Below are 23,001 nucleotides of genomic sequence, written 5' to 3' on the forward strand. Positions count from 1 at the left end.
CATGACTACAAGAAAAAGATTCTGAAATCCTTCTTCCGAAAGAAAATATATGTGCTAGTAATCTTGAAAAAAAATGCTATTATGAAACAGAATAAATAATATTTTTAACAGATTGGATGACTGGCAATGGAATTGGTAAACTCAATTTTTCAAATACTCCTTACAAGCGTAATCCAATTATTATCTTTAATTGGCGTTATCATTGTAATTGGATTTCTATTAGGCTATTTAGAATCTCTCACACGCATGTATTGGTCGAGAGCTTTCGGAAGAAAAGGATTCCTATTAACGGCTTGGATTGGTGTTCCGATTCACGAACTTGGACATGCCATTATGTGCGTGCTGTTCCGTCATAAGATTGTAGCAACGCAGTTCTTCCCGACAGATACAAGTCAAGGGGCTTTAGGTTACGTACAACATCAATACAATCAAAAAAGTGTGTATCAACGGATTGGGAATTTCTTCATCGGCATTGGGCCTATTATTTCTGGTATTACTGCACTAATCCTTTTAATGCGCTATTTCGTACCAGAATCATATTTTTTATTTAATACAACTCTCGAAAAAACGATTGCTTCTACTTCTATTAATATAGAAATGATCCAAAACATGCTCTTGTCGACGTTTGTATTATTGAAAAGCTTATTTACAATCGGTAATTTATTGAATCCTTCCTTTTGGTTATTTTTATTTATCGCCATTTGCATTTCCGCACATATCGCTTTAAGTAAACCAGACATTAAAGGATCAATAGACGGAGTTATCGTCATGTTTATCGTTTTATTTTTATTCAACATCATCGCGGGACTGTTTCAATACGACAGTAACCAGCTACTTGGACAGGTTATGAAATATAATATGTATCTCATTGCGTTTTCTAGTGTAGCACTGCTTTTCTCTTGTATTTCTACACTTGTAAGTTTTGGGTTTTATAAAATAAGAAGAGGGCGTTCTTTTTGAACGCCCTCTTCTTATTAATTATTCCCCTTATAATCACAATGCTCAACCGGAACACGAGCATGCCCTTCTTCATCGGTACACCATGACTGTGATTGGAATGCAAGAAAGATACCAATCCATTCTTCTTCCTTTTCAAAGTGAATGAGTATTCCTCCGTCTTGCCATATGCCATCATCACCTTGCCATTTTTCTACATTCCCTTGATTCATGTGAATATCATGTATACCGTTTCCTGGTTTGAAATGAAAATAGGAATCTGGTGTATTTTCTTCTGGTCCCCATCTTTCGCCAAATGCGTAAATAATTGCTTTTTCTTCTATCGCTCGTTTTATATAACGTTCTATTTTTTCATTTAAATCATTATCTGCTCCTGCTTTTTCGGGAGGCAAAGGAATCATTTGTTTTGAGTCAAATAGATTTCCTCTTACATAATCTAAAGCTACTTTCGGTTCATTGTTTTTTATTTCTGTAAAACCGAATGGTAATGTCGGTAAAATATGAATCGCCTCTGACCTAATATTGTTACTCGCAAAATATAAAACTTCTGACGGATAACTTTGCGATTTTACGTTAATTGCAATACGATAATCTACTCCTGTCTCGCCCTGTAAATGAACTTGATAATGAGGTGTTTTCCCTTTTCCAATCTTTGATTGTATAACTGTACCTTTTAACACACCGTAGTTTTTTAGGGGCATACATTTCATCTCCTATTCATTTAGTAGCAGCTATTCATATTTAAATCATTATCCACTCATAAAAAAAATCCTCCTATGTTAGGAGGATTTTTAATTTCTCAACATATACCAAACAATAACCTCTACCACTACAAGTAAAACCGCACCAAAGATCATTAACGTCGTCTTCTTTAATAGTTCATTTTCACGGTAAGGGATATTACATAAGTAAGCACCTAATGTAATCCGTGATGGACAAGCGATTGTCGCTACTGATGATGCAGTGTTTTGAAGGGTTGTGACATATTGCCACGGGAGTGCTACGTTTTGTGCGGTTTGCATTTGGAGTTTTATAAACATTGCATTTGATCCTGCGTTACTACCTGTTAAAAATCCACCAATAGCGCCAATAAACGGAGCAACGAAAACGAAAAACGTTCCAAATGTGTCACCAGCTGTCTTTGCGAGTAATGAATGCATGCCTGATGCACCCATTAGTTCTGAAATGGCGATAAACATTGTCGTCGTAATCGCAAAAGGAATCCATTGTTTTATCGTTTGTGAGAGTGATTGTTTCATAATATTAGACGGGATGCGGAAGAAAATAATAGTAAATAAGCAAGTCATACCGAGCCAAAATCCTGGTGAATATAGTAACTCTAGTTTGTAAGAGTATGATTTCAAATCAAGAACCGCATATGATCTAAACAAATCATGTAATGCTGGAACGAGGCGGGAGAGTAAAATACAAACTGTTAGAAATATATAAGGGCTAATAATTTTTATAATGGATATTTCTCTTTCCGTTGCCGCCGCATGTTCTGTTATAAGATTTTGCCCACTTTTTCCTTTTAATTTAATGATAAGAAAGCCAAATGTAATCGTAACGATAGAACTTAATATCCCGGCTAGTTCAACACTTACGTACGCATTAGAAAGATAGATTCCGAGAGAAAATAATAGAAAGAATCCTACTCCTTCTTTCCACTTTTCTATAACCGCTTGCCAGCCGCCAACAACGTGTAAAGAAAGAATAACAAAGTAAGCAAACATCGGAATACTTAATAGCGCTGTATTTGTACCAAGTGTTGTAAGAGGCATATTTATTAGCTGCGAACCGATAATCGTACCAGTTGCCATTGCGCCCCATGAACTAGCTAGTAAGCCGATGAATGAGAGCAGTACAGCTTGAAATGGTTTATATCCTAGTGAAAGAAAAATAGGTGCTGCAACCATGAAGCCGATACCGAATCCACTTACTGATTCAATAAGCGGGCAAATGCCAAAACACATAAGCAGCATTTGTAATAAGCGATCCTGAGTAACTGCTTCTAGAAAACGTGCTACTTGATCGATGTACCCCATTTTGTTCATGAGGTGAAATAAAAAAATACCGAAAAATAAAACGTACCCGACAATAAAACAAATTAACCATCCTTTAATCGTTGCGTGCACAGTTTCACTTATCCCTAATTGAAACGTTGGCGAGAGTAAAACGATTCCAACAGACACAGCATAAGAAATTAACGAGGACCTTAATGACGTTTGTTTAAATAAAAATAAACAAATGAAAATCATCATAATTGGGATAAGTGCCAACAATATGGCCATGTTATCATCTCATTTCTTTTAAAATACAATTTTTAACTATTATATAACAGATGCTATAATTTTCAATTGTTTTTACAACAGATTCAAAAAAGGAACCAAACGGCTCCTTTTCATTCACTCCCATTTTCTATTATCCTGAAAAACTGTCTGCTTTCCGACTATTTCTTTCAACACAACAAACACAATGTAAGTACATATTGCTTGCAATATAATATTCCAAAATTTCATTAATGTAAATGAATGAATCCGTAGAAATAATTCGTTTAATAATACAATCGAAACGATACTAAATAATTCTATACTAATCGAAAATAGACATATTTCTAAAATAGACTGTTCTTGAATGCGATTTAAGTTGGAAAAGATAAATACATACCCTAAAAATAGAGCCATTAACTCTATTTTCGTCATGCTAATGAGCCAAGCGTATAATGGTACAGTTAAAAATAGATATAGTAATTTACGTCTTAGCATGCCTTCTCCCCCTCTGAATTATATGTATTTTCTGTATATTTTAACATTTATTACGCAAAACAAAAAGAAGAGACTACGCCTCTTCTTTTTGTTTTGTTGCATATATTAATTCACATATTTCTTCTCGCTTTTCATTTTCTAAAAGCTCAATGATCTTACTTCCAACGACAACTCCGTCGCATATTGTAACCATTTCTTCTACATGTTCTTTTGTTGAGATGCCGAATCCAGCGACTACTGGTAAGTTGACGTGTGATTTTACTTTTTCTAAGTAACTATGAATCTCCTCTTTAAAGTTTTGACGTACTCCCGTTACGCCCGCTACTGTAACAGCATAAACGAACCCTTCTGATTCACTCGTAATTTTTTCAATTCTTTCAATAGGACTCGTTACGGTAACGAGTGGAATGAGCGCAATGTTTACCTCTCGAAGTAACGACGCAATAATATTTTGTTCTTCATACGGTAAGTCTGGAACGATGATGCCGTCTACACCTGCTTCTATACAGTTCTCAATGAATCTCTCTTTTCCGAATGCAAGTACCGGATTTAAATATGTCATGAGTACAAACGGAATTTGCACTTCTTTCCTTACCTCTATTAATGCTTGAAAAATACCTTTTACTGTTACGCCGCTATCTAGCGCTCGTTTCCCTGCTCTTTGAATCGTTGGACCGTCTGCGACTGGATCCGAAAAAGGAATGCCGATTTCAACGATGCTCGCTCCTGCTTCATCAAGAAAACGAATTCTTTCTTTTAATTTTTCAAAGCCGCCATCTCCGCCCATTACGTACGGAATAAATGCTTTCTTTCCATTTTCAAACGCTGCTTTAATTTTTTCTACTCCCATTTTTCACACCTCTTCCATATAACGTTTTATACTCTCTACATCTTTATCACCGCGGCCAGATAAACAAATGACAAGCCCTTCATCTTTCTTCATTTGCGGCGCTAATTTTAATGCGTATGCGACAGCATGCGAGCTTTCTAACGCCGGGATAATGCCTTCTTTTTTCGTTAATAATTGAAATGCTTCTAATGCTTCTTCGTCTGTTATCGAATGATAAGAAACGCGGCCAATATCTTTTAGCAAGCTATGTTCTGGACCAACACCTGGATAATCAAGTCCTGCTGAAATAGAGTGTGCTTCTTGAATTTGTCCTTCTTCGTTTTGCAGAAGATACATCATTGATCCGTGGAGAACACCAACGCTTCCTTTCGTTAAAGTTGCTGCATGCTTTTCTGTATGAACGCCTTTTCCAGCTGCTTCTACGCCGTAAAGAGCAACTTCTTCATCATGTACGAACGGATAAAACATCCCCATCGCGTTACTGCCACCGCCAATACAAGCAACGACTGCTTCTGGTAACTTTCCTTCTAACGCCTCATATTGTTTTTTCGTTTCATTTCCAATTACACTTTGGAAATCACGGACAATTTGCGGGAATGGATGTGGTCCGAGAACAGATCCCATAATGTAGTGCGTATCATGCACATGTGAAACCCAGTAACGAAGCGCCTCGTTTACCGCATCTTTTAATGTACCACTACCTGCCGCTACACTTTCTACTTTCGCTCCGAGTAATTCCATTCGGAACACATTTAATTTTTGACGTCTTACATCTTCTTCTCCCATAAAAATGACGCATTCTAATCCGAGAAGAGCACATACAGTAGCTGTTGCAACTCCGTGTTGTCCAGCTCCTGTTTCAGCGACAACTTTTTTCTTGCCCATTCGCACTGCAAGTAGTGCCTGACCGATTGTATTGTTAATTTTATGAGCTCCTGTATGATTCAAATCTTCACGTTTTAAATAAATCTTTGCACCTCCGCAATACTTCGTCAGATTTTCAGCGAAATAAAGCGGTGTTTCTCTTCCGACGTACGTTTTTAAATAATGATTTAATTCCTTTTGAAATGCTTCATCTTGCATCGCTTCTTTATATGCTTCTTCTAGTTCTAGTACAGATTGCATTAACGTTTCTGGAACGTATCGTCCTCCGTATATACCGTAATGTCCTTTTTCATCTGGATATGCGTAGTTCATTTGGAACACTCCTTTGCTTTTATAATAAATTGTTTTATTTTCTCTACATCTTTCTTTCCTTCTGTCTCTACTCCGCTGCTCACATCGACCATATAAGGCCGAACAGTTCGAATTGCTTCTTCTATATTAAGAGCGTTTAATCCACCAGCTAATATCGTTTTCTTTCGCAATTCTTTTGGCATATGCCCAAGTAGTTCCCATGAAAATGTCTTTCCATTTCCTCCATGAAACTTTTCTTTCGGGCTATCAAATAATATATAATCCGTTTCATACCTTTGAGCGTTTTTCATATCACTCTCTGAAGTTACTCCTAGCGACTTTATAGACGGAATATTCAATCTTCTAATTTGATGATTGTCTTCATCCCCATGTAGTTGTACATGTGTTAACCCACACTCATCTGCAATTTTCCGGATCACTTCTACTGATTCATTTACGAAAACACCAATTTTTAACACGTTGGCTGGAAGCTCCTGAATGATTTCTTTCGCTCTCTTTGGAGTGATTTTCCGTTTACTTTCTGCAAAAACAAATCCGAGTGCATCTGCGCCGTATTCGCACGCACTTTTCGCTGTTTCCACATCAGTGATGCCGCAAATTTTCACTTTCATATATTCACCTTACAATCTTCAAAAAAACTACTAATAGAAGATGATGTCATAAGCGCCTCTCCAACTAATACACCTTTGGCCCCAGCTCTTTTAACACGAATAATATCTTCTTTTGAATGAATGCCACTTTCACTAATCCAAAGTAGTTTCTCCTCATCCAATCTTTTTCCAAGCTTTTCCGTTTGGCTTAAATCTACTTCGAACGTTTTTAAATTACGATTATTAATGCCAATAACGTGCGGATTTAATACAATCGCAGTTTCTAATTCCTGTTCATCATGAACTTCAACAATCGCTTCCAATCCTTTTTCTAACACGTAGCTATACAACTCTTTTAACTTCTCTTTCGTTAACGCTGCTACAATTAGTAAAATAATATCTGCTCCCGCTTCATATGCTCTATCAATTTGAATCTTATCGATTATGAAATCTTTACATAAAAGCGGAATGTTACTTTCTTCTCTTGCTGTTTGTAAATCGTGAAACGACCCTTTAAAAAATTGACCATCTGTTAAAACAGATACTGCTCCTGCACCACATTTCTCATATGTTCCCACTTGTTTTCGTACGTCAACGTGTAAATTGATATCTCCTTTTGATGGTGATGCTCGCTTTACTTCTGCAATGACAGTAAACTGCTGTAACGCTTCTACAAGTGAATGTGTCTTTCTTTTTGTTTTTACTGGTGTATATATTTCATACAACTCCGCAACTTCCCTTTGCTTCTGTTCTACAATTTCATCTAAAATCGTCCCCACCTTAGTTCACCCTTTCTAATTTTTCATTGCTTGCTGCAATTAATAAGTTTAATTTGGTTAATGCTTTTCCAGAGTCAATGCTATGTGCCGCGAGTTTAATTCCTTCTTCAATCGTTTCCGTTTTTCCATTTGCGAAAAGAGCTAGACCTGCATTTAATAAAACTGTATCACGATAAACACTCTTTTCTCCGCTCAATACTTCAAGCGTAATCTTTGCATTTTCTTTTGAATTCCCCCCTCTAATTTCTTCATTTTTCACTCTTGAAAAACCATACTTTTCTGGATCAATACTCATTTCTACTATTTCATTATCTTTTAAAAGGACTACGTGATTTTCCCCTTGTAATGACGCTTCATCTAAAAAACCACTTCCATTTACGACAAGCGCTTGTTTCCGGCCTAACTTTTGTAATACTTCTGCAACTGGTAATAACATATCTCGTTTATAAATACCGACAAATTGTGTTTCTAAATTCACTGGATTTGTTAAAGGACCAATTAAATTAAAGATCGTCGGCACGTTTAACTCTTTTCTTATTTTCATAATGCGCCTTAGTGCTAGATGCATCACTGGTGCAAATAAAAATGCAATGCCCACATGCTCTAGTAAATAATCAATTTCGTTTGGCGTACTACTAATATTTACACCTAGTTCTTCTAATAAGTCTGCACTTCCTGTTTTACTAGAAACAGCACGATTACCATGTTTTGCAACCTTTACACCTGCTCCTGCCAGTACGAATGCTGATGTTGTGCTAATATTAAACGTTTGAGCACCGTCACCACCCGTCCCGCAATTGTCCATTGCTCCTTGTATATGGTTCGAAAACGGCAATGCCTTTTCGCGAAGAGCTCGAACGAGACCGTATATTTCTTCTGCAGTTTCACCTTTCGCTTTCAGTAAGACTAAGAAAGCTGCAATTTCACTTTCTAATATGTTTTCACTTAATAAAAGTAGTCCTGCTTTATACATTTCCTCTTCTGTTAAATGTTGACCCTCCACTAATTTACGAAGATAGTTATTCATACTCTTTCCTCCTCTTTTATTTCTGTTAAAAAGGCACGTATTAACTTTCCGCCTTCTTCTGTTGCGATTGATTCCGGATGAAACTGTAATCCGAAGAGCGGATAATAATTGTGACGGACTGCCATTATCTCTCCGTCGTCCATCGCTGTTGCTAATATGTCAAAACACTCTGGCAAGCTCGTTTGCTCTGCAACAAGGGAATGATAGCGCATTGCCGTTAGCGGCTGTGTAGCGTATGAAAAGATTGACGTTCCGTTATGTTTCACACGCGATGTTTTTCCATGTTTAATACATTCTGCTCTAACAATGTCTCCTCCAAATGCAGCTATGATCGCTTGGTGGCCAAGACAAATCCCTAATATGGGAACGTTCTTATAAAAATGACGGATGACGTCGATACAAATGCCAGCATCCTCTGGTTTTCCTGGTCCTGGTGAAAGTACAATTCCTCTTGGATTCACCTCTTCTAACTGTTCTATCGTTATTTCATCATTTCTTACAACTACAATTTCTTCTTTATGTTCGCCTAACAGTTGATACAAGTTATATGTGAACGAATCGTAATTATCGATAAGTACAATCATTTCATTACCTCCAAAAGCGCTCTCGCTTTATTTAATGTTTCTTCATATTCAGCTACTGGATCTGAATCGTAAACGACTCCTGCTCCTGCCTGAACATATGCTTTTTCATCCTTTACGACCATCGTTCGAATGGCGAGCGCCATATCAAGATTTCCTGAAAAACTAACGTATCCAACTGCACCAGCGTATACATTTCTTTTTTCATTCTCTAGTTCATTTATAATTTCCATCGCTCTAATTTTCGGAGCTCCAGAAACCGTCCCTGCTGGTAAGCAATACGCTAACGCATCAAATCCACCCATTTGTTTTCGCAATGTTCCGTAAACTTCGGATACAATGTGCATAACGTGAGAATATTTTTCTACTTTCATATATTTATCTATCGTAACCGAGCCGATTTCACTCACTCTACCAATATCGTTTCGCCCAAGATCTACAAGCATCATATGCTCTGCTCGCTCTTTCTCATTGCCTAACAGTTCTTTTGCGATTTCCTCATCTTCCCTCTTCGTTTTCCCCCTCGGCCTTGTACCAGCAATTGGATTCGTCATCACTTTATCCTCCCTTACTGATAGTAAACTTTCTGGCGAAGAACCGAGTACAACATAATCTTGAAAATCGATATAGAACATATATGGTGATGGATTTGCAATTCGAAGTTTTCGATATAACGCGAATGGATCACCAATACATTCACTTTGTAAACGCTGTGACAGTACAACTTGGAATATGTCTCCCGCTCTTATATATTCTTTCGCCATTTCTACCATCTCACAAAACTCTTTTTCCGTTATAGAAGAAGTGAATGATAATGGGGATTGTATTGCATTTACTTCAGCTTCTTCTCCTTGTAGCACTTCCTCTTTGTATACTCGTAGCCTTTCGTATACTTCTTCATAATCTGCTGAATCATCTTGCCTGCATACATATACAAACGACAACTTTTGGCGTAAATGATCGTAAACGATAAACTCACGATATAGTAAAAGGTGTACTTCCGGAATATTTAATGGGTCGTGTAAATCCGCTCCAATGTTTTCATACTGCCGAATGACGTCATATCCAATATAACCAACTGCTCCCCCGCAAAATGGAAATGGACTCTCTACTTGAGCTGACGCGATCACTTCTTCTAACACTTGAAGTACGTTACTTTGCAACTTTTCTGACCGGCCGTAAATCGTTCGTTCCACTTCCGTACCAACGCTTTTCACTTCTCCATAAGGATTACATCCTAAGTAAGAATAACGCCCTTTATCTTGATGAAGCTGTGAACTTTCTAATAAGAATTTCTTCTTCCCTTTCATACGTCTATATAAAGAAATTGGCGTAATGCTATCTCCTTCTTCTTCAGTGATTACTAAAAATGTCTTTCTCTCTCTTTTTTGTTTTATAAATTCTTCTTTCGTCATCATGTCCTTCACCTCGCCCTGAAAAATAAAAAAGTCCTCTACATATCGAAAATATGTAGAGGACGATAAATATACCGCGGTACCACCTCGTGTTGGATGCAAAAGCATCCCGCTTTGTTCAGGTACAAAATTTATACCTTATCCTTGTAACGGCGGAACCCGGGTTGCCTACTGAAAATAATTGTTCAGCATACCTCTCGTAAGCCCATTCCGTATATGGCACCGTACCGGGCTCCCACCTATTCCCGGCTCTCTGTAACGTCTCCAATATACGTACTCTTCTTACTTAAACGATTTCACTTATTTAATTTTTTATACACAAAAAGGGAGTACTCATCCTATAGAAAGGACGGGTACTCCCGTGGTGCCACCTTAATTCGTTACAAATGTAACGCACTTTACCGTATCAAAAACAATACGTGTCTCTTGTATCGATGAGATCATGTCGCCAAAGCCTACTTCTTTCGTTTCGGTTTGGAAGCTCCGAAGCCCATTCCACATCAATTCCATACTGATTCGCACCAACCATCAGCTCTCTGACATGTTCATCATGTGTACTCTTCTTCATCAACGCTTGCATTTTTTTAAGTTGCACTCATTATAGACCTAACTTTTTTCACAAGTCAATACTTTTCCAAAAATTTTATTTTTCTTTCCTTTCAATATTATATTGACAAAACAACCTCTTTTTATGTAAATATAATAAATACTCTATTAAAAATAAGGTTTTTTTGTATGAATATTATATATTAAAAAAGTAAAATGACATCAAAAAAACGCTTACATTTCTGAAAATTCGTATTTCTATATGGATTTTTCAGAATAATCATGATAGATTATAAAGTGAAACTTTAATCAGTGAGGGTTTTGTTCTCCCCACTGATTATTAGTTGAACCAATCGGGCATTTACGGGCAGTTGATCTCCCACCTAATTTCCTTGCCCAGCCAATTTTAAGGTGGGAGTTTTACTGCCCGTTTATGCGGGATAAATATGCATAACGCATCAAAAGACATGACAAAAGGAAGGGGAACTACATGAGTACGCAGATGTTAACTTTAACTTCTATCTCTATTTACATGCTCGGGATGTTAGTAATCGGCTATTTCGCCTATAAACGAACGTCCAACTTAACAGATTATATGCTTGGCGGGCGTACACTAGGCCCCGCAGTAACAGCATTAAGTGCTGGAGCATCCGATATGAGTGGTTGGCTTTTAATGGGATTACCCGGTGCAATGTTTAGCGTTGGATTAAGTAGTAGTTGGATTGCGATCGGCCTAACACTAGGCGCATACGCAAACTGGCTTTATGTCGCTCCTCGCTTACGTACCTACTCAGAAATTGCAAATAACTCTATTACTATCCCAGAATTTTTGGAACACCGTTTCCACGACAAATCTCATATGCTACGTTTAGTATCTGGACTTGTTATTATGATTTTCTTTACTTTCTATGTAGCTTCAGGATTAGTTTCAGGCGCTGTATTATTTGAAAATTCATTTGGCATGAACTATCATGTTGGATTATTCATTGTAGCTGGCGTTGTTGTCGCTTACACATTATTTGGTGGTTTCTTAGCAGTAAGTTGGACAGACTTCGTGCAAGGAATCATTATGGTAGTTGCTCTTATTCTTGTTCCTATCGTAACAATTATGAATTCGAATGGACTTGGACCTGCATTTGATACAATCCGCTCTGTAGATCCAACACGTTTAGATATTTTTAAAGGGGCCTCTACTTTAGGAATGATTTCTTTATTCGCATGGGGGCTTGGTTATGTTGGACAACCTCATATTATCGTACGCTTTATGGCGATTTCGTCCGTAAAAGAACTGAAAAGCGCACGAAGAATTGGTATGAGCTGGATGATTTTCTCTGTTGTCGGAGCTATGTTTACTGGTCTTATCGGTATTGCTTACTATTCACAACAAGAGTTAACATTATCTAACCCAGAAACAATTTTCCTTGAACTAGGAAAAATTTTATTCCATCCACTTATTACTGGATTCTTATTAGCCACTATTTTAGCAGCGATTATGAGTACAATCTCATCTCAGTTACTTGTTACTTCAAGTGCAGTAACGGAAGACTTATATCGTACATTCTTTAAACGCTCTGCCTCTGATAAAGAGCTTGTATTTGTCGGTCGTATGGCTGTACTTGTTATTGCATTAGTTGGATGCGCTTTAGCGTTTAAACAAAATGATACAATTTTAGCTCTTGTTGGATACGCTTGGGCTGGGTTCGGTTCTTCATTTGGACCTGCTATTTTATTAAGCTTATATTGGAAACGTATGACGAAATGGGGCGCACTTGCCGGTATGATTTCTGGTGCCGCTACTGTTATTATATGGACTCAATTCAAATTCTTAAAAGATTTCTTATATGAAATGATTCCAGGTTTCGCTATTAGTTTACTAGCCATCGTAATTGTTAGTTTACTAACACAACCTTCAAAAGAAGTTGAAGAGCAATTTGAGGATTTCGAAAAACAACATCGTCATAATTTATAAAAAAATCTCTGCTGTTATCATAACAGCAGAGATTTTTTACAGTTCGACAATCTTCTTATCAAATTTAACAAATTCTTTATGTTTCGTTAAATTTAACATAACACTACTCCTTTATAGTATGAGTATCAGCACTTATACAGAAAGGGGACTCCAACATGTTAGCAGCTTTCCAGCAACAACAAACACGAAAATTTTCACCTATCACAAATACTTCTGCGTCTTGTTTAAACATGCAACCTAACCCGCCTAAAATTTCAATTGCTCCTTCTGTTATTTCAGTCATCGGTGTCCATATGGAAAAACATAAATTAAAAATAAAAACGGGACAAAACATTGTGTTATCAGCTTCCATTTTACCAATACAAGCAACGAATAAAGAGCTTATTTGGTCAAATATGAATTCTGATATCATCACCATATATCCAAAAGGTGACACCGTAACGATTACTGGAAAAAGTGCAGGTAAAGCAGTCGTAATTGTCACAACTGCTGAAGGCAAATTTCGTGACCTATGTGTCATTCATGTACAACCTTATATGACAAATCCAAAGTAAAAGAGTGGCTTCATAGCCACTCTTTTACTTGATTTCAATATTTGAGTTTTTACTTTTTACAAGGTTAATAAAAAACTTGGATATAACCATACATCTTTTTTTGATGGAAATTCCACTAAACTTTCCCTCTCTTGATTTAAGTCAATGAATCTCCTCCTCTTCCCTATTACAATGAAAACAATATTAGAAAAGGAGGACGTATTATGACTGAACGAAAGTACGCCTTATTTGCTAGCACATCTCTTCTTGTTATGGCATTCATTGCATTTTTTTCTTACGGTTTTGTTCATGGAAATCTCGTTATACAAGGAGATGCGAGTACAACATTCCATAATATCCAAACTTCAAATTCACTTTTCAAAGCGGAAGTTTTTGGGTGGATTATCATTTATATCACTGATATTGTCGCCGCGTGGGCTCTTTATTTCTTTCTAAAACCAATTCAGACTAGCCTCTCATTACTAGCCGCTTTACTTCGTCTTATGTATACAGCTATACTTGGGATTGCTATATTCAATCTAATATTGGCATTATTGCTTTCAAAAAATACAATTGCAAATCCAGAAACATATACAATGTTGTTTCTCAGTGCATTCGAATACATTTGGTCTGTAGGACTGATCATTTTTGGATTGCATCTTTTCGTTTTAGGCTATGTAGCTTTTCTCTCTAAACAGATACCAAAGTTTATTAGTATACTGCTGTTCATTGCTGCTACCGGTTATATGCTAATTCACGTCATGAATACAATGTTTACATAATACGATACAATGATTTCAATCATACAATCACTATTCCAATTACCTATGATTGCAGGTGAATTAGGACTTGCGATATGGCTATTATTGAAAGGTGGTAAACACTCTAATTAAGCCGTTTCTTAATTCTACTTAATGATTCTGGTGTCATGCCAAGATAGCTTGCTAGCTGATATTGTGGAACGCGATGAATTAAATACGGGCGTTTTCGTAACAATGTTTTATATCGCTCTTCTGGTGTCGATGAGATAAATACAGCAAGTTCATCTTGTACTTCACCGAAATTGTACTCGATCATTTTACGCGTCATTTCTTCTAATTGTGAATACTTATTATACATGTCCTTTTCACTATGTAGATCACCAACAACTACAGTACAATCTTCTAAACACGTTAACGTATATGATGAAGATTTATCTTGTTTATGATGGTTGAAATTCGAAATTGCCTGTTCTTCTGTATAAAAATTTGATGTAACTTCTTTCCCTGCTTCATCTATACTATGTTGCCTAACGCATCCTTTTAATACAAAATAACATTTTAACGGAACATTTCCTTGTCTTAGGAGCACTGTTCCTTTTTTATATTCTTCAATTTGTAATTCACTGAGGATCATTTGCTGCTCTTCTTCACTTAGTGTTGTAAATCCATTCATATACTTCTTTAATATCTCTTCCATTTTCCTCCCCCTTCTACACCCGTATTTCTATAAAACAAAAAGAGAAGTATCACAACTTCTCTTTTCTCCCCTAACACTATAATTCCTGTGTATACACCGGCTCGTTTACGACATTTTTTGCTGTTCGCTTTTGTTGCTGTAGTAAGAAAACAGATACACCAAACAATACGAGCATGCTACCGATAATTTGCATTGCATTTAATTTTTCTCCAAGTAAGAAGAACGCAAGTATAGATGCTCCAACAGGTTCTCCTAAAATACTCATTGAAATTGTCGTTGCATTTACATAATTTAATAGCCAGTTATTAATTACATGTGACACTGTCGGCACAACCGCAAGTAAAAGAAAAACAGTCCAATCCCACTTCGTATAACCTGTAAAGGGTACTTGTAATATGACATTATAAATCCCCATAAAAAGACCTGCGAACGCAAAGACTGTAAAGCTATAAATCCAGTGCGATACTTTCTTCACTGTCGTTTGCCCGATAAATAAATAACCGACAACCGCTATTACACTTAGAAAGGATAATATGTCACCATAAATTGCTTGCTTACTTAAACCTAAATCTCCCCAACCAATGCACATTACTCCTAAAATAGCGATTCCCATCGTTGCAACGGCTGAATATGTTGTTCTTTCTTTAAATAGAAAAAAACCTCCAACTAAAGATACGATTGGTTGAAGCGCCAAAATAATTGTTGAACTAGCAACTGTTGTATGCTTTAAAGATTCAAACCATAAAAGAAAATGAAGTGCTAAAAAGAAACCAGATCCAATTAAAAAGCCCCAATCTTTCATTTGAATCCTATTAAATTCCTCTCTTTTTTTCCATACGATAGGCAGCATAATAAGTACGATAATCCATAAGCGGTACATACTTAATATTGAAGATGGTGCTGAGGACATCTTTACAAAAACTGCTGCAAAGGAAATGGCAATTATAGAAATAGCCAATGGTAGTGCGATTGATTTTTCTTGTTTCAAATCCTGTCTCCCCTCTCACCTGTCAAAAATCCCACTTCATTATATCCGTTTTCTTTCGTAACTTAAATACTAATTTTTTAGATTCTTCGTACCATTATGGTAAAATAGAAATTAAGGCACCAATTAGTGAATATTTCTTTCCTTTTCACTACAAGCGTCGCTCTTACAATCGTTACAGTAAATTTTTATTTAGGGGGATCTACATGAGTCAAACAATAGGGAGAATTGAAGAAATTTCATTTTATAGCGCATCACTTCAAGAAGATGTTACACTTCTCGTTTATTTACCAGTAAATTACACACCACTGCACAAACATACAGTTGTAATTGCACAAGATGGTAGAGATTATTTTCAGCTCGGTAAAGCGCACCGTGTAATTGAGCGCCTTCGTGAAACCGAAGAAATTGACCGTACAATTATTGTCGGTATTCCATATAAAAATGTACATGATCGTAAAGAAAAATATTTCCCAAATGAAGTGAAAAATGCTGCATATATTCGTTTCCTTGCTCATGAACTTGCACCATATATTGATGAAAATTATCCAACGTATCAAATGGGAAAAGGTCGTGTTTTAATTGGTGATTCTCTTGGCGGAACAGTTTCCTTTATGACTGCACTTATGTATCCGCATACATTCGGTAAAGTCGTTATGCAATCACCATTTGTGGATGAGACAGTGATGAACTTAGCAAAAGAATTCAAAGATCCACAGGCGTTAGAACTGTATCACGTCATCGGTACAGAAGAAACGGCTGTAAAGCGTACTGATGGACAAGTATCTGATTTCGTAGGGCCGAACCGTGAGTTAAATACGCTTCTTACAGATAGAAACTTCATCACGCATTACGAGGAATTTGGAGGCAATCATACTTGGAAATATTGGCAGACTGATTTACCGAAAGCCTTCTCTCATATTCTATCAATGAAATAATAGAGAGCAGTATTCAGAATAATTTGATATAATAGATAAAGAGATTTATTTATCTCAAAATCTAACTAGACTTACAAAGGGAGGAATTGGAACATGAAATTAGGCATTGTAATTTTTCCATCTAAAATGATTCAAGATAAAGCGAACGGATTGCGTAAACGTTATGACCCGCACTACGCATTAGTTCCGCCACATATTACATTGAAAACACCCTTTGAGGCGCAAGATGAACAATTAGAGTCGATTGTAAACGAGTTACATACAATCGCAAGTAAAACGAACCCTTTCACCCTTCATGTTGGGAAAGTTGGTTCATTCGCACCTGTTAATAACGTCCTTTACTTTAAAGTAGAAAAAACACCTGAACTTACTTTCTTAAATGAAGAAATGCATGGCGGGTTATTCACGCAAGAACGCGAATATGCTTTCGTACCTCATTTAACAATCGGACAAGGCTTATCAGACGCAGAGCATGCTGATGTATTGGGCCGACTACGTATGAAAGATTTCTATTATGAACAACCAATTGATCGTTTCCATCTTCTATATCAATTAGAAAATGGAACATGGACTGTACACGAAACATTCCGTCTTGGAAAGGGGAACAACTAATTTGCACGCACAGATTGTACAAACGGACGAACAACTAAGAGATGCATTCTCTGTACGTAAACAAGTGTTTGTAAATGAACAACGTGTCTCTGCTGAAGAAGAGTACGATGAGTTTGAAGAAACTTCAACACACGTTGTTATATATGACAATGATGTTCCAGTTGGTGCTGGACGTTTTCGCATCCTTGATGGTATAGGAAAAATGGAACGCATTTGCGTGCTAAATTCCCATCGCAAAAAAGGGATTGGAAAAATTGTTATGGATTCGCTTGAAGCGTATGCAAAAGAAAATTCGCTACCAAAATTGAAACTTCACGCTCAAACACATGCTGAAGATTTCTATAAAAAACTTGGATATGTAACAAGTTCTGATGTATTTATGGAAGCAAATATCCCGCACGTCGTAATGATAAAAGAATTGTAATTTGAAAGCAGGAGGTGACCCCTCCTGTTTTTTTACATTGCTATTTTCTTTTTCTTCCGCTAAAGTTAAATGTTGATGCTATAGTTTTGAAGGTGAACATATGACACAAGAAAAATTTTCACAAAAATCGTTAACACACGCTGATATTCCGCGTGCGACATATCATATTCCGAAAACATCTACCCATTTAATTATGGAAGAAGATGTAGATGCGGCTTATTTCCGCGCTCTTGAACAACAAAATGTTTTTTTAAACGAAAAACAATTAGAAGCCGTGCGCACAACAGAAGGTCCTGTTCTTACACTAGCTGGTGCCGGAAGCGGGAAAACATCTGTTTTAACAACTCGCGTTGGTTATTTAGTAAATGTAAAACAAGTTCATCCACGAAATATTTTATTACTTACATTTACACAAAAAGCAGCTGAAGAAATACGAAGTCGTGTTGCGAAGTTACCAGGCATGAATCATGCAGCAAGTAGCTACGTAGTTGCTGGTACATTCCACTCTGTTTTCTTAAAATTGCTTCGTAGCCAAGGGTATAATCAGCAAATTTTAGCAAATGAAAAACATAAACAAATTATGATAAAGAAAATCTTAAAAGAATTGCGTTTAAAAGACGATTATGATGCGGAAACGATGCTCGCGATGATTTCACTTGAGAAAAACAAATTAAATCGTCCGAAAGATGTAAAAGCGAAAACACCAGTCGAACAAGAATTTAAAGAAGTATACGAACGTTTTGAAGAGGTAAAACAAAGATACAATTATATTGATTTCGATGACATCTTATTGGAAACATATTATATGTTAGAAAATAATGCTCCTTTACTAACTCAATTACAACAACGGTTTCACTACATTGAAGTAGATGAGTTTCAAGATACATCGTATGCACAATATGAAATCGTAAAATTGTTAGCCACGCCAAGAAATAATTTATTTATCGCAGGTGATGACGACCAGGCGATATACGGCTGGCGAGGAGCAAGTCACCAAATTATTTTATCTTTTCCCAAAGAATTTGATAACACAACAATCATTGCACTAAATACGAATTATCGATCCAATCCCTTTATCGTCGGGCTTGGAAATGAAGTTATAAAATTAAATCAAGAACGTTTTGATAAAGAGCTATACTCTGTTCGTGAGGAAGGTGTACAACCTTTTTATGCAAGACCTGCTACGACTCTTGACGAAGCAAATCAAATTTTGCAGCTTATTCAAGAAAAAGTAGAGAGTGGTGAACGTAACTTTAAAGATTTTTGTTTACTGTATCGCACACATTCTGTAAGTCGTTCGTTACTTGATCAGCTTACCATTCATAAAATCCCGTTTATTAAACACGGGGCGAGCCAATCATTTTATGAACATTCTTTAATCAAGCCTGTATTAGATCATTTAAGACTCGTGATTGAGCCGTTTCGACTAGAATCACTTTCAAACATATTGCCGACGATGTATATCGGACGTGATGATTGTATTTCATTTATTGAACGTGAACAATGGAAATATGGTGAGGGACGCTTCCCTTCTCTTCTTCATTTCTTACTATTAAATCCAAGCTTAAAACCTTTTCAAGTGAAAAAGGTAAATGAGCGCATCGATTTTATTAAGTTTATTAAAGAATTAGAACCGAAAAAAGCATTAAAAGAAATCATTCATGGTAAAGGAAAATATTTAGAGTACTTACAAAGTAACGATCGTTCTTCCTTTACGATGCATAAAGACATACAAGAAGAAATGTTGGAAGAATTAATGGAGTCTGCAACTCGTTTCACCGATATTCCAGCTTATTTACAATTTATCGACGAGGCGATTCAAGGTCAAAAAGAAATGGAAGCATTAAAAACAATGCCGCAAAAAGATGCCGTTTCACTTATGTCAATCCATAACGCAAAAGGCCTTGAATTTCCATGTGTCTTTTTACTTGGAGCAAGTGATGGAATCCTGCCTCATACTTCTTCTTTAAAAGATGCAAATGATCGTGTTACGGAAACTTCTGAAGCGTTAGAAGAAGAACGCCGATTACTGTATGTCGCCATTACACGTGCGAAAGAAGAACTTTATATTTCTTCTCCGCAATTTTTCAGAGGAAAGAAATTAGATATATCTCGTTTTTTATATACTGTGCGAAAAGATTTACCTGAAAAGACATCCACTAAATAAGGATGTCTTTTTTTATATCACGTTATGTACATCCCTCCTATATAAATTCCTTGTTTTTATCGTGAGAATTAACGTAATATCAGCCATATTCCACTCATATTGTAATAGTGTATGTCAGAACTCACGAGAAGGAGTGAACATAATGAGCTGCAATTGTAATGAAGATCATCAACATGAGTGTGATTTCAACTGTGTATCGAATGTTGTTCGTTTTATACATGAACTACAAGAATGTGCAACGACAACATGTGGATCTGGTTGCGAAGTTCCATTTTTAGGTGCACATAACAATGCATCAGTAGCGAATACACGTCCTTTTATTTTATACACAAAAACTGGAGAACCTTTTGAAGCATTTGCACCATCTTCAAGCCTTACTAGCTGCCGTTCTCCCATTTTCCGCGTAGAAAGTATAGATGATGATGACTGTGCTGTATTGCGTGTATTAACTGTAGTTTTAGGTGATGGTACCGCTGTACCACCTGGTGACGACCCAATCTGTACGTTTTTAGCTGTACCAAATGCAAGACTAATATCAACCTCCACTTGCATTACTGTTGATTTAAGTTGCTTCTGCGCTATTCAATGCTTACGCGATGTTTCTATTTAAAACTAAATAATGAGTTAAGCATGGATTGGGTGGCAGATAATTCTGCCACCCAATCCATGCTTAAAGAGTATTCTTATGTAAATTTCTTAAAATTGGGAACTTGTCTAGAACATAGAACCTGTCCTTTTCATTAACTGAAAGTAGAAACAGATAAAGGAGTGAAAAACATGTTCTCTTCTGATTGCGAATTTACTAAAATCGATTGCGAGGCGAAGCCAGCTAGTACACTACCTGCCTTTGGTTTTGCTTTCAACGCGTCTGCACCTCAGTTTGCTTCACTATTTACACCACTATTATTACCTAGCGTAAGTCCAAACCCAAATATTACTGTTCCTGTAATAAATGATACAGTAAGTGTCGGAGATGGCATTCGAATTCTACGAGCTGGTATTTATCAAATCAGTTATACATTAACAATTAGTCTTGATAACTCACCTGTTGCACCAGAAGCTGGTCGTTTCTTCTTATCATTAAATACACCAGCTAATATTATTCCTGGATCAGGTACAGCAGTTCGTTCTAACGTTATTGGTACTGGTGAAGTAGACGTATCCAGCGGTGTTATTCTTATTAACTTAAATCCTGGTGACTTAATTCAAATTGTGCCAGTTCAGTTAATTGGAACTGTAGACATTCGTGCTGCAGCATTAACAGTTGCACAAATTAGCTAGTAAAAAGCGGTATTTCTAATACAGAAATACCGCTTTTTATATATAATAAAAAACACTCACAGTAGCATGAGTGTTTCATTCTTCATATTGTTTTATTGTGTTCTTCTTTTTCCCACAATTGCATCCCTTTTTCTTCACAAATCCTTGTTGTTGTAATTGTTCTTGATATGCCTGTTGTTGTGCTTGGTGTTGTTGCTGTATATGATACCACTGCTGCAGGTCATATGAATTTTGCCTTGGATTATTGCTCACAGCAAACATCTCCTCTACTGTCAATTCTGTCTATTTACTATATGAACAACTCTTTATTTCCGTTCCCTCATTCTTTTAAACTCCGCTTTTTCTCTTATTATGAAAATATATTATTCTCCCATAAAATATCCTGTAATCGTTTCAATGATTGCTGCTGCTCCTGCAATGGCTAATAATGCAAGTAACGGTTCTGCAACGATAGGAATCCAATTATATAAGACTAATAAAAAAGCACTAACCCATACACCTGTACACCAATAACAGCTTAACAATTCGCCAATCCACTTTCTTAATCCTTTACCTTTCACTTTTGTAAACGTTGATACACTTCCATCCGGCTCCGTAATCTCTAATTCATCAATAAATGGTCTTCGCAAAAAGGCTGTAATTTTATCATAAACAATTAAACGAGTGAGCCTAAAAGCAGCTAACGCAAAAATAAAAAATAAAAGCCAGCTTGTAAACAGCATGATTCCACCTTCCCTTATCCTCTTTCGCCTATTTAAAAAAAAAGGTCTTGAGATTGTGACCAAATCTCCTCGACTCCAATATCTTATTAATGTAAATACAAACAAGAAGATAAGGAGTGACATTAATGAGTTGTAACGAAAATAAACACCATGGCTCTTCTCATTGTGTAGTTGACGTTGTAAAATTCATCAATGAATTACAAGATTGTTCTACAACAACATGTGGATCTGGTTGTGAAATCCCATTCTTAGGTGCACACAATACTGCATCAGTAGCTAATACACGCCCTTTTATTTTATACACAAAAACTGGAGAACCTTTTGAAGCATTTGCACCATCATCAAGCCTTACTAGCTGCCGTTCTCCAATTTTCCGTGTGGAAAGTGTAGATGACGATAGCTGTGCTGTACTACGTGTATTAACTGTAGTTTTAGGTGACAGTTCTCCGGTACCACCTGGTGACGATCCAATTTGTACGTTTTTAGCTGTACCAAATGCAAGATTAATATCTACAACTACTTGCATTACTGTTGATTTAAGCTGTTTCTGTGCGATTCAATGCTTACGCGACGTTTCTATCGTAAAGTAAACTAAAAAACTATTGGGGTGGTAGAAGCTTTCTACCACCTTTACATATTTAAAAACCGGCCATACTAATCGATTGGATATCATCTATAGACAGCCTAATATCCCTCATACTATTTTGCGGCATAATAGATACAATGCCATTTCGATACGATATGATCGATCCAACATATGAGACTGTAGCTGTTTTTATTCTGCACCTTACTTTCGGAATGTAATGAGGGCGGTTTAGTAAAAAATGAATTTTTTCATCATTATTCATATCCTTAAATGATTTATTATACGGGACAGTTCTTACTGGTTCTGGTTCTGGTTCTTGCTCTTCTTGCTCTTCTTGTTCTGCGTGTTCTTCTTTTTCTTCTATTTTTTCTTCCACTTGCTGCTCTTCTTGTTGTTCTTGTTCTATTACCTCTTCCACAGCACTACTTACAATATTTTCTTGTCTATTACTTTTCTCTTTTTGATCTTCATTTTCAAAGTTTGTCAGGATAATCCTTTTTATTTTCGGTGCAGCAAGTTCTAAACTTACTTGCGTGATATATAACAACGGTTTTCCAACTGTTGAACTTTTATTTTTATTCTTCACACTCGTCCCTCCCACTTCCATACGTAGCTAAAT

Annotated in this window: 25 protein-coding genes, 1 pseudogene and 2 other annotated features; of the genes and pseudogenes, 11 read left to right on the plus strand and 15 right to left on the minus strand. The window is 36.5% G+C overall.

The genetic code is table 11. The features are described 5' to 3' along the window. Nucleotides 1-126 precede the first annotated feature (126 nt). Nucleotides 127-960 (plus strand): hypothetical protein, encoded by an 834-nt coding sequence (locus MR168_RS05980; protein WP_000424525.1) that lies wholly within the window; start codon nt 127-129, stop codon nt 958-960. A gap of 14 nt (nt 961-974) precedes the next feature. Here MR168_RS05980 and MR168_RS05985 read toward each other — a convergent pair whose 3' ends face one another. The 10 genes from MR168_RS05985 to trpE form a co-directional block, all read right to left on the minus strand. Next, complete coding sequence (locus MR168_RS05985) at nt 975-1,658, minus strand: DUF2278 family protein (protein ID WP_001128608.1); 684 nt, start codon at nt 1,656-1,658, stop codon at nt 975-977. Nucleotides 1,659-1,748: 90 nt separating this feature from the next. Further along, nucleotides 1,749-3,248, minus strand: a complete 1,500-nt coding sequence (locus MR168_RS05990) for an L-lactate permease (RefSeq protein WP_000996258.1) — start codon at nt 3,246-3,248, stop codon at nt 1,749-1,751. 114 nt (nt 3,249-3,362) lie between these two features. After that, a complete protein-coding gene (locus tag MR168_RS05995; protein WP_000946131.1) occupies nt 3,363-3,722 on the minus strand; it encodes a DUF4029 domain-containing protein in 360 nt (119 codons plus the stop codon). A gap of 73 nt (nt 3,723-3,795) precedes the next feature. Beyond that, nucleotides 3,796-4,572 (minus strand): tryptophan synthase subunit alpha, encoded by a 777-nt coding sequence (gene trpA / locus MR168_RS06000; RefSeq protein WP_086411862.1) that lies wholly within the window; start codon nt 4,570-4,572, stop codon nt 3,796-3,798. Nucleotides 4,573-4,575: 3 nt separating this feature from the next. After that, a complete protein-coding gene (gene trpB / locus MR168_RS06005; RefSeq protein WP_001105016.1) occupies nt 4,576-5,769 on the minus strand; it encodes a tryptophan synthase subunit beta in 1,194 nt (397 codons plus the stop codon). Then, nucleotides 5,766-6,380: a phosphoribosylanthranilate isomerase gene (locus MR168_RS06010; protein ID WP_000865147.1), complete on the minus strand. Its 615-nt coding sequence runs from the start codon at nt 6,378-6,380 to the stop codon at nt 5,766-5,768. Before MR168_RS06010 ends, trpB begins: the two co-directional genes overlap by 4 nt. After that, a complete protein-coding gene (trpC, locus tag MR168_RS06015; RefSeq protein ID WP_000536677.1) occupies nt 6,377-7,138 on the minus strand; it encodes an indole-3-glycerol phosphate synthase TrpC in 762 nt (253 codons plus the stop codon). Before trpC ends, MR168_RS06010 begins: the two co-directional genes overlap by 4 nt. 1 nt (nt 7,139) lies before the next feature. Continuing rightward, entirely contained in the window at nt 7,140-8,165 is a 1,026-nt protein-coding gene (gene trpD, locus MR168_RS06020; RefSeq protein WP_086411863.1) for an anthranilate phosphoribosyltransferase, read from the minus strand. Then, a complete protein-coding gene (locus MR168_RS06025; RefSeq protein ID WP_000636324.1) occupies nt 8,162-8,749 on the minus strand; it encodes an aminodeoxychorismate/anthranilate synthase component II in 588 nt (195 codons plus the stop codon). The genes trpD and MR168_RS06025 overlap by 4 nt, the downstream gene beginning before the upstream one ends. Continuing rightward, nucleotides 8,746-10,164, minus strand: coding sequence for an anthranilate synthase component I (gene trpE / locus MR168_RS06030; protein WP_002183416.1), 1,419 nt, complete (start codon nt 10,162-10,164; stop codon nt 8,746-8,748). The genes MR168_RS06025 and trpE overlap by 4 nt, the downstream gene beginning before the upstream one ends. A gap of 52 nt (nt 10,165-10,216) precedes the next feature. Beyond that, nucleotides 10,217-10,461: a binding site (T-box leader), on the minus strand. 42 nt (nt 10,462-10,503) lie between these two features. Continuing rightward, nucleotides 10,504-10,741, minus strand: a binding site (T-box leader). Between the two features lie 456 nt (nt 10,742-11,197). Between trpE and putP the strand changes: the two genes are divergently transcribed. From putP to MR168_RS06045, 3 genes and pseudogenes are all read left to right on the plus strand, one after another. Continuing rightward, nucleotides 11,198-12,676: a sodium/proline symporter PutP gene (gene putP, locus MR168_RS06035; protein ID WP_086411864.1), complete on the plus strand. Its 1,479-nt coding sequence runs from the start codon at nt 11,198-11,200 to the stop codon at nt 12,674-12,676. A 155-nt stretch (nt 12,677-12,831) separates the two neighbouring features. Continuing rightward, nucleotides 12,832-13,230: an Ig-like domain-containing protein gene (locus MR168_RS06040; RefSeq protein ID WP_000878734.1), complete on the plus strand. Its 399-nt coding sequence runs from the start codon at nt 12,832-12,834 to the stop codon at nt 13,228-13,230. 203 nt (nt 13,231-13,433) lie between these two features. Beyond that, nucleotides 13,434-14,102: pseudogene (locus MR168_RS06045) on the plus strand (DUF4386 domain-containing protein). Here the strand turns inward: MR168_RS06045 and MR168_RS06050 are convergent. After that, a complete protein-coding gene (locus MR168_RS06050) occupies nt 14,095-14,667 on the minus strand; it encodes a Crp/Fnr family transcriptional regulator (protein ID WP_000391237.1) in 573 nt (190 codons plus the stop codon). The pseudogene MR168_RS06045 and the gene MR168_RS06050 sit on opposite strands and share 8 nt — an antisense overlap. 76 nt (nt 14,668-14,743) lie before the next feature. Continuing rightward, nucleotides 14,744-15,655, minus strand: a complete 912-nt coding sequence (locus MR168_RS06055; protein WP_086411865.1) for a DMT family transporter — start codon at nt 15,653-15,655, stop codon at nt 14,744-14,746. Between the two features lie 203 nt (nt 15,656-15,858). Between MR168_RS06055 and MR168_RS06060 the strand changes: the two genes are divergently transcribed. The 6 genes from MR168_RS06060 to exsF all read left to right on the plus strand — a co-directional run bounded on the left by MR168_RS06060 (nt 15,859) and on the right by exsF (nt 21,074). Then, nucleotides 15,859-16,590 carry an alpha/beta hydrolase gene (locus MR168_RS06060; protein WP_000084014.1) on the plus strand — a complete coding sequence of 244 codons (732 nt, stop codon included), beginning with the start codon at nt 15,859-15,861 and terminating at the stop codon, nt 16,588-16,590. A gap of 93 nt (nt 16,591-16,683) precedes the next feature. After that, on the plus strand, nt 16,684-17,202 hold the full coding sequence (locus MR168_RS06065; RefSeq protein WP_000765862.1) for a YjcG family protein: 519 nt from the start codon (nt 16,684-16,686) through the stop codon (nt 17,200-17,202). A gap of 1 nt (nt 17,203) precedes the next feature. Continuing rightward, nucleotides 17,204-17,626, plus strand: coding sequence for a GNAT family N-acetyltransferase (locus MR168_RS06070; protein WP_000543295.1), 423 nt, complete (start codon nt 17,204-17,206; stop codon nt 17,624-17,626). Nucleotides 17,627-17,726: 100 nt separating this feature from the next. Then, the gene (locus MR168_RS06075) at nt 17,727-19,793 is read left to right on the plus strand and encodes an ATP-dependent helicase (protein WP_000191204.1); all 2,067 of its coding nucleotides are present in this window, start codon (nt 17,727-17,729) and stop codon (nt 19,791-19,793) included. Nucleotides 19,794-19,935: 142 nt separating this feature from the next. Then, complete coding sequence (gene cotY, locus MR168_RS06080) at nt 19,936-20,403, plus strand: spore coat protein CotY (RefSeq protein ID WP_001277719.1); 468 nt, start codon at nt 19,936-19,938, stop codon at nt 20,401-20,403. A gap of 167 nt (nt 20,404-20,570) precedes the next feature. Further along, nucleotides 20,571-21,074 carry an exosporium protein ExsF gene (gene exsF, locus MR168_RS06085; protein ID WP_000492939.1) on the plus strand — a complete coding sequence of 168 codons (504 nt, stop codon included), beginning with the start codon at nt 20,571-20,573 and terminating at the stop codon, nt 21,072-21,074. 75 nt (nt 21,075-21,149) lie between these two features. Here exsF and MR168_RS06090 read toward each other — a convergent pair whose 3' ends face one another. After that, complete coding sequence (locus tag MR168_RS06090) at nt 21,150-21,335, minus strand: hypothetical protein (RefSeq protein ID WP_029948404.1); 186 nt, start codon at nt 21,333-21,335, stop codon at nt 21,150-21,152. 101 nt (nt 21,336-21,436) lie between these two features. Continuing rightward, entirely contained in the window at nt 21,437-21,796 is a 360-nt protein-coding gene (locus MR168_RS06095; RefSeq protein ID WP_000899662.1) for a DUF1360 domain-containing protein, read from the minus strand. A gap of 125 nt (nt 21,797-21,921) precedes the next feature. On the opposite strand from MR168_RS06095, the gene exsY reads away from it, so the two are divergent. Further along, nucleotides 21,922-22,386, plus strand: a complete 465-nt coding sequence (exsY, locus tag MR168_RS06100) for an exosporium assembly protein ExsY (protein WP_001277744.1) — start codon at nt 21,922-21,924, stop codon at nt 22,384-22,386. Between the two features lie 48 nt (nt 22,387-22,434). On the opposite strand, the gene MR168_RS06105 is transcribed toward exsY, so the two are convergent. Then, nucleotides 22,435-22,989 carry a spore coat CotO family protein gene (locus MR168_RS06105; protein WP_074619138.1) on the minus strand — a complete coding sequence of 185 codons (555 nt, stop codon included), beginning with the start codon at nt 22,987-22,989 and terminating at the stop codon, nt 22,435-22,437. Nucleotides 22,990-23,001: the final 12 nt, after the last annotated feature.

The organism is Bacillus cereus group sp. BfR-BA-01356, from assembly GCF_022663635.1.
GTDB lineage: Bacteria > Bacillota > Bacilli > Bacillales > Bacillaceae_G > Bacillus_A > Bacillus_A cereus.

Excerpts from the sequence above, each read along its gene's own strand:
- MR168_RS05980 (WP_000424525.1), top strand. The coding sequence starts at position 127 with ATGGAATTGGTAAACTCAATTTTTCAAATACTCCTTACAAGCGTAATC.
- MR168_RS05985 (WP_001128608.1), bottom strand. The coding sequence starts at position 1,658 with ATGCCCCTAAAAAACTACGGTGTGTTAAAAGGTACAGTTATACAATCA.
- MR168_RS05990 (WP_000996258.1), bottom strand. The coding sequence starts at position 3,248 with ATGGCCATATTGTTGGCACTTATCCCAATTATGATGATTTTCATTTGT.
- MR168_RS05995 (WP_000946131.1), bottom strand. The coding sequence starts at position 3,722 with ATGCTAAGACGTAAATTACTATATCTATTTTTAACTGTACCATTATAC.
- trpA (WP_086411862.1), bottom strand. The coding sequence starts at position 4,572 with ATGGGAGTAGAAAAAATTAAAGCAGCGTTTGAAAATGGAAAGAAAGCA.
- trpB (WP_001105016.1), bottom strand. The coding sequence starts at position 5,769 with ATGAACTACGCATATCCAGATGAAAAAGGACATTACGGTATATACGGA.
- MR168_RS06010 (WP_000865147.1), bottom strand. The coding sequence starts at position 6,380 with ATGAAAGTGAAAATTTGCGGCATCACTGATGTGGAAACAGCGAAAAGT.
- trpD (WP_086411863.1), bottom strand. The coding sequence starts at position 8,165 with ATGAATAACTATCTTCGTAAATTAGTGGAGGGTCAACATTTAACAGAA.
- MR168_RS06025 (WP_000636324.1), bottom strand. The coding sequence starts at position 8,749 with ATGATTGTACTTATCGATAATTACGATTCGTTCACATATAACTTGTAT.
- trpE (WP_002183416.1), bottom strand. The coding sequence starts at position 10,164 with ATGATGACGAAAGAAGAATTTATAAAACAAAAAAGAGAGAGAAAGACA.
- putP (WP_086411864.1), top strand. The coding sequence starts at position 11,198 with ATGAGTACGCAGATGTTAACTTTAACTTCTATCTCTATTTACATGCTC.
- MR168_RS06040 (WP_000878734.1), top strand. The coding sequence starts at position 12,832 with ATGTTAGCAGCTTTCCAGCAACAACAAACACGAAAATTTTCACCTATC.
- MR168_RS06050 (WP_000391237.1), bottom strand. The coding sequence starts at position 14,667 with ATGGAAGAGATATTAAAGAAGTATATGAATGGATTTACAACACTAAGT.
- MR168_RS06060 (WP_000084014.1), top strand. The coding sequence starts at position 15,859 with ATGAGTCAAACAATAGGGAGAATTGAAGAAATTTCATTTTATAGCGCA.
- MR168_RS06065 (WP_000765862.1), top strand. The coding sequence starts at position 16,684 with ATGAAATTAGGCATTGTAATTTTTCCATCTAAAATGATTCAAGATAAA.
- MR168_RS06075 (WP_000191204.1), top strand. The coding sequence starts at position 17,727 with ATGACACAAGAAAAATTTTCACAAAAATCGTTAACACACGCTGATATT.
- cotY (WP_001277719.1), top strand. The coding sequence starts at position 19,936 with ATGAGCTGCAATTGTAATGAAGATCATCAACATGAGTGTGATTTCAAC.
- exsF (WP_000492939.1), top strand. The coding sequence starts at position 20,571 with ATGTTCTCTTCTGATTGCGAATTTACTAAAATCGATTGCGAGGCGAAG.
- MR168_RS06090 (WP_029948404.1), bottom strand. The coding sequence starts at position 21,335 with ATGTTTGCTGTGAGCAATAATCCAAGGCAAAATTCATATGACCTGCAG.
- MR168_RS06095 (WP_000899662.1), bottom strand. The coding sequence starts at position 21,796 with ATGCTGTTTACAAGCTGGCTTTTATTTTTTATTTTTGCGTTAGCTGCT.
- exsY (WP_001277744.1), top strand. The coding sequence starts at position 21,922 with ATGAGTTGTAACGAAAATAAACACCATGGCTCTTCTCATTGTGTAGTT.
- MR168_RS06105 (WP_074619138.1), bottom strand. The coding sequence starts at position 22,989 with ATGGAAGTGGGAGGGACGAGTGTGAAGAATAAAAATAAAAGTTCAACA.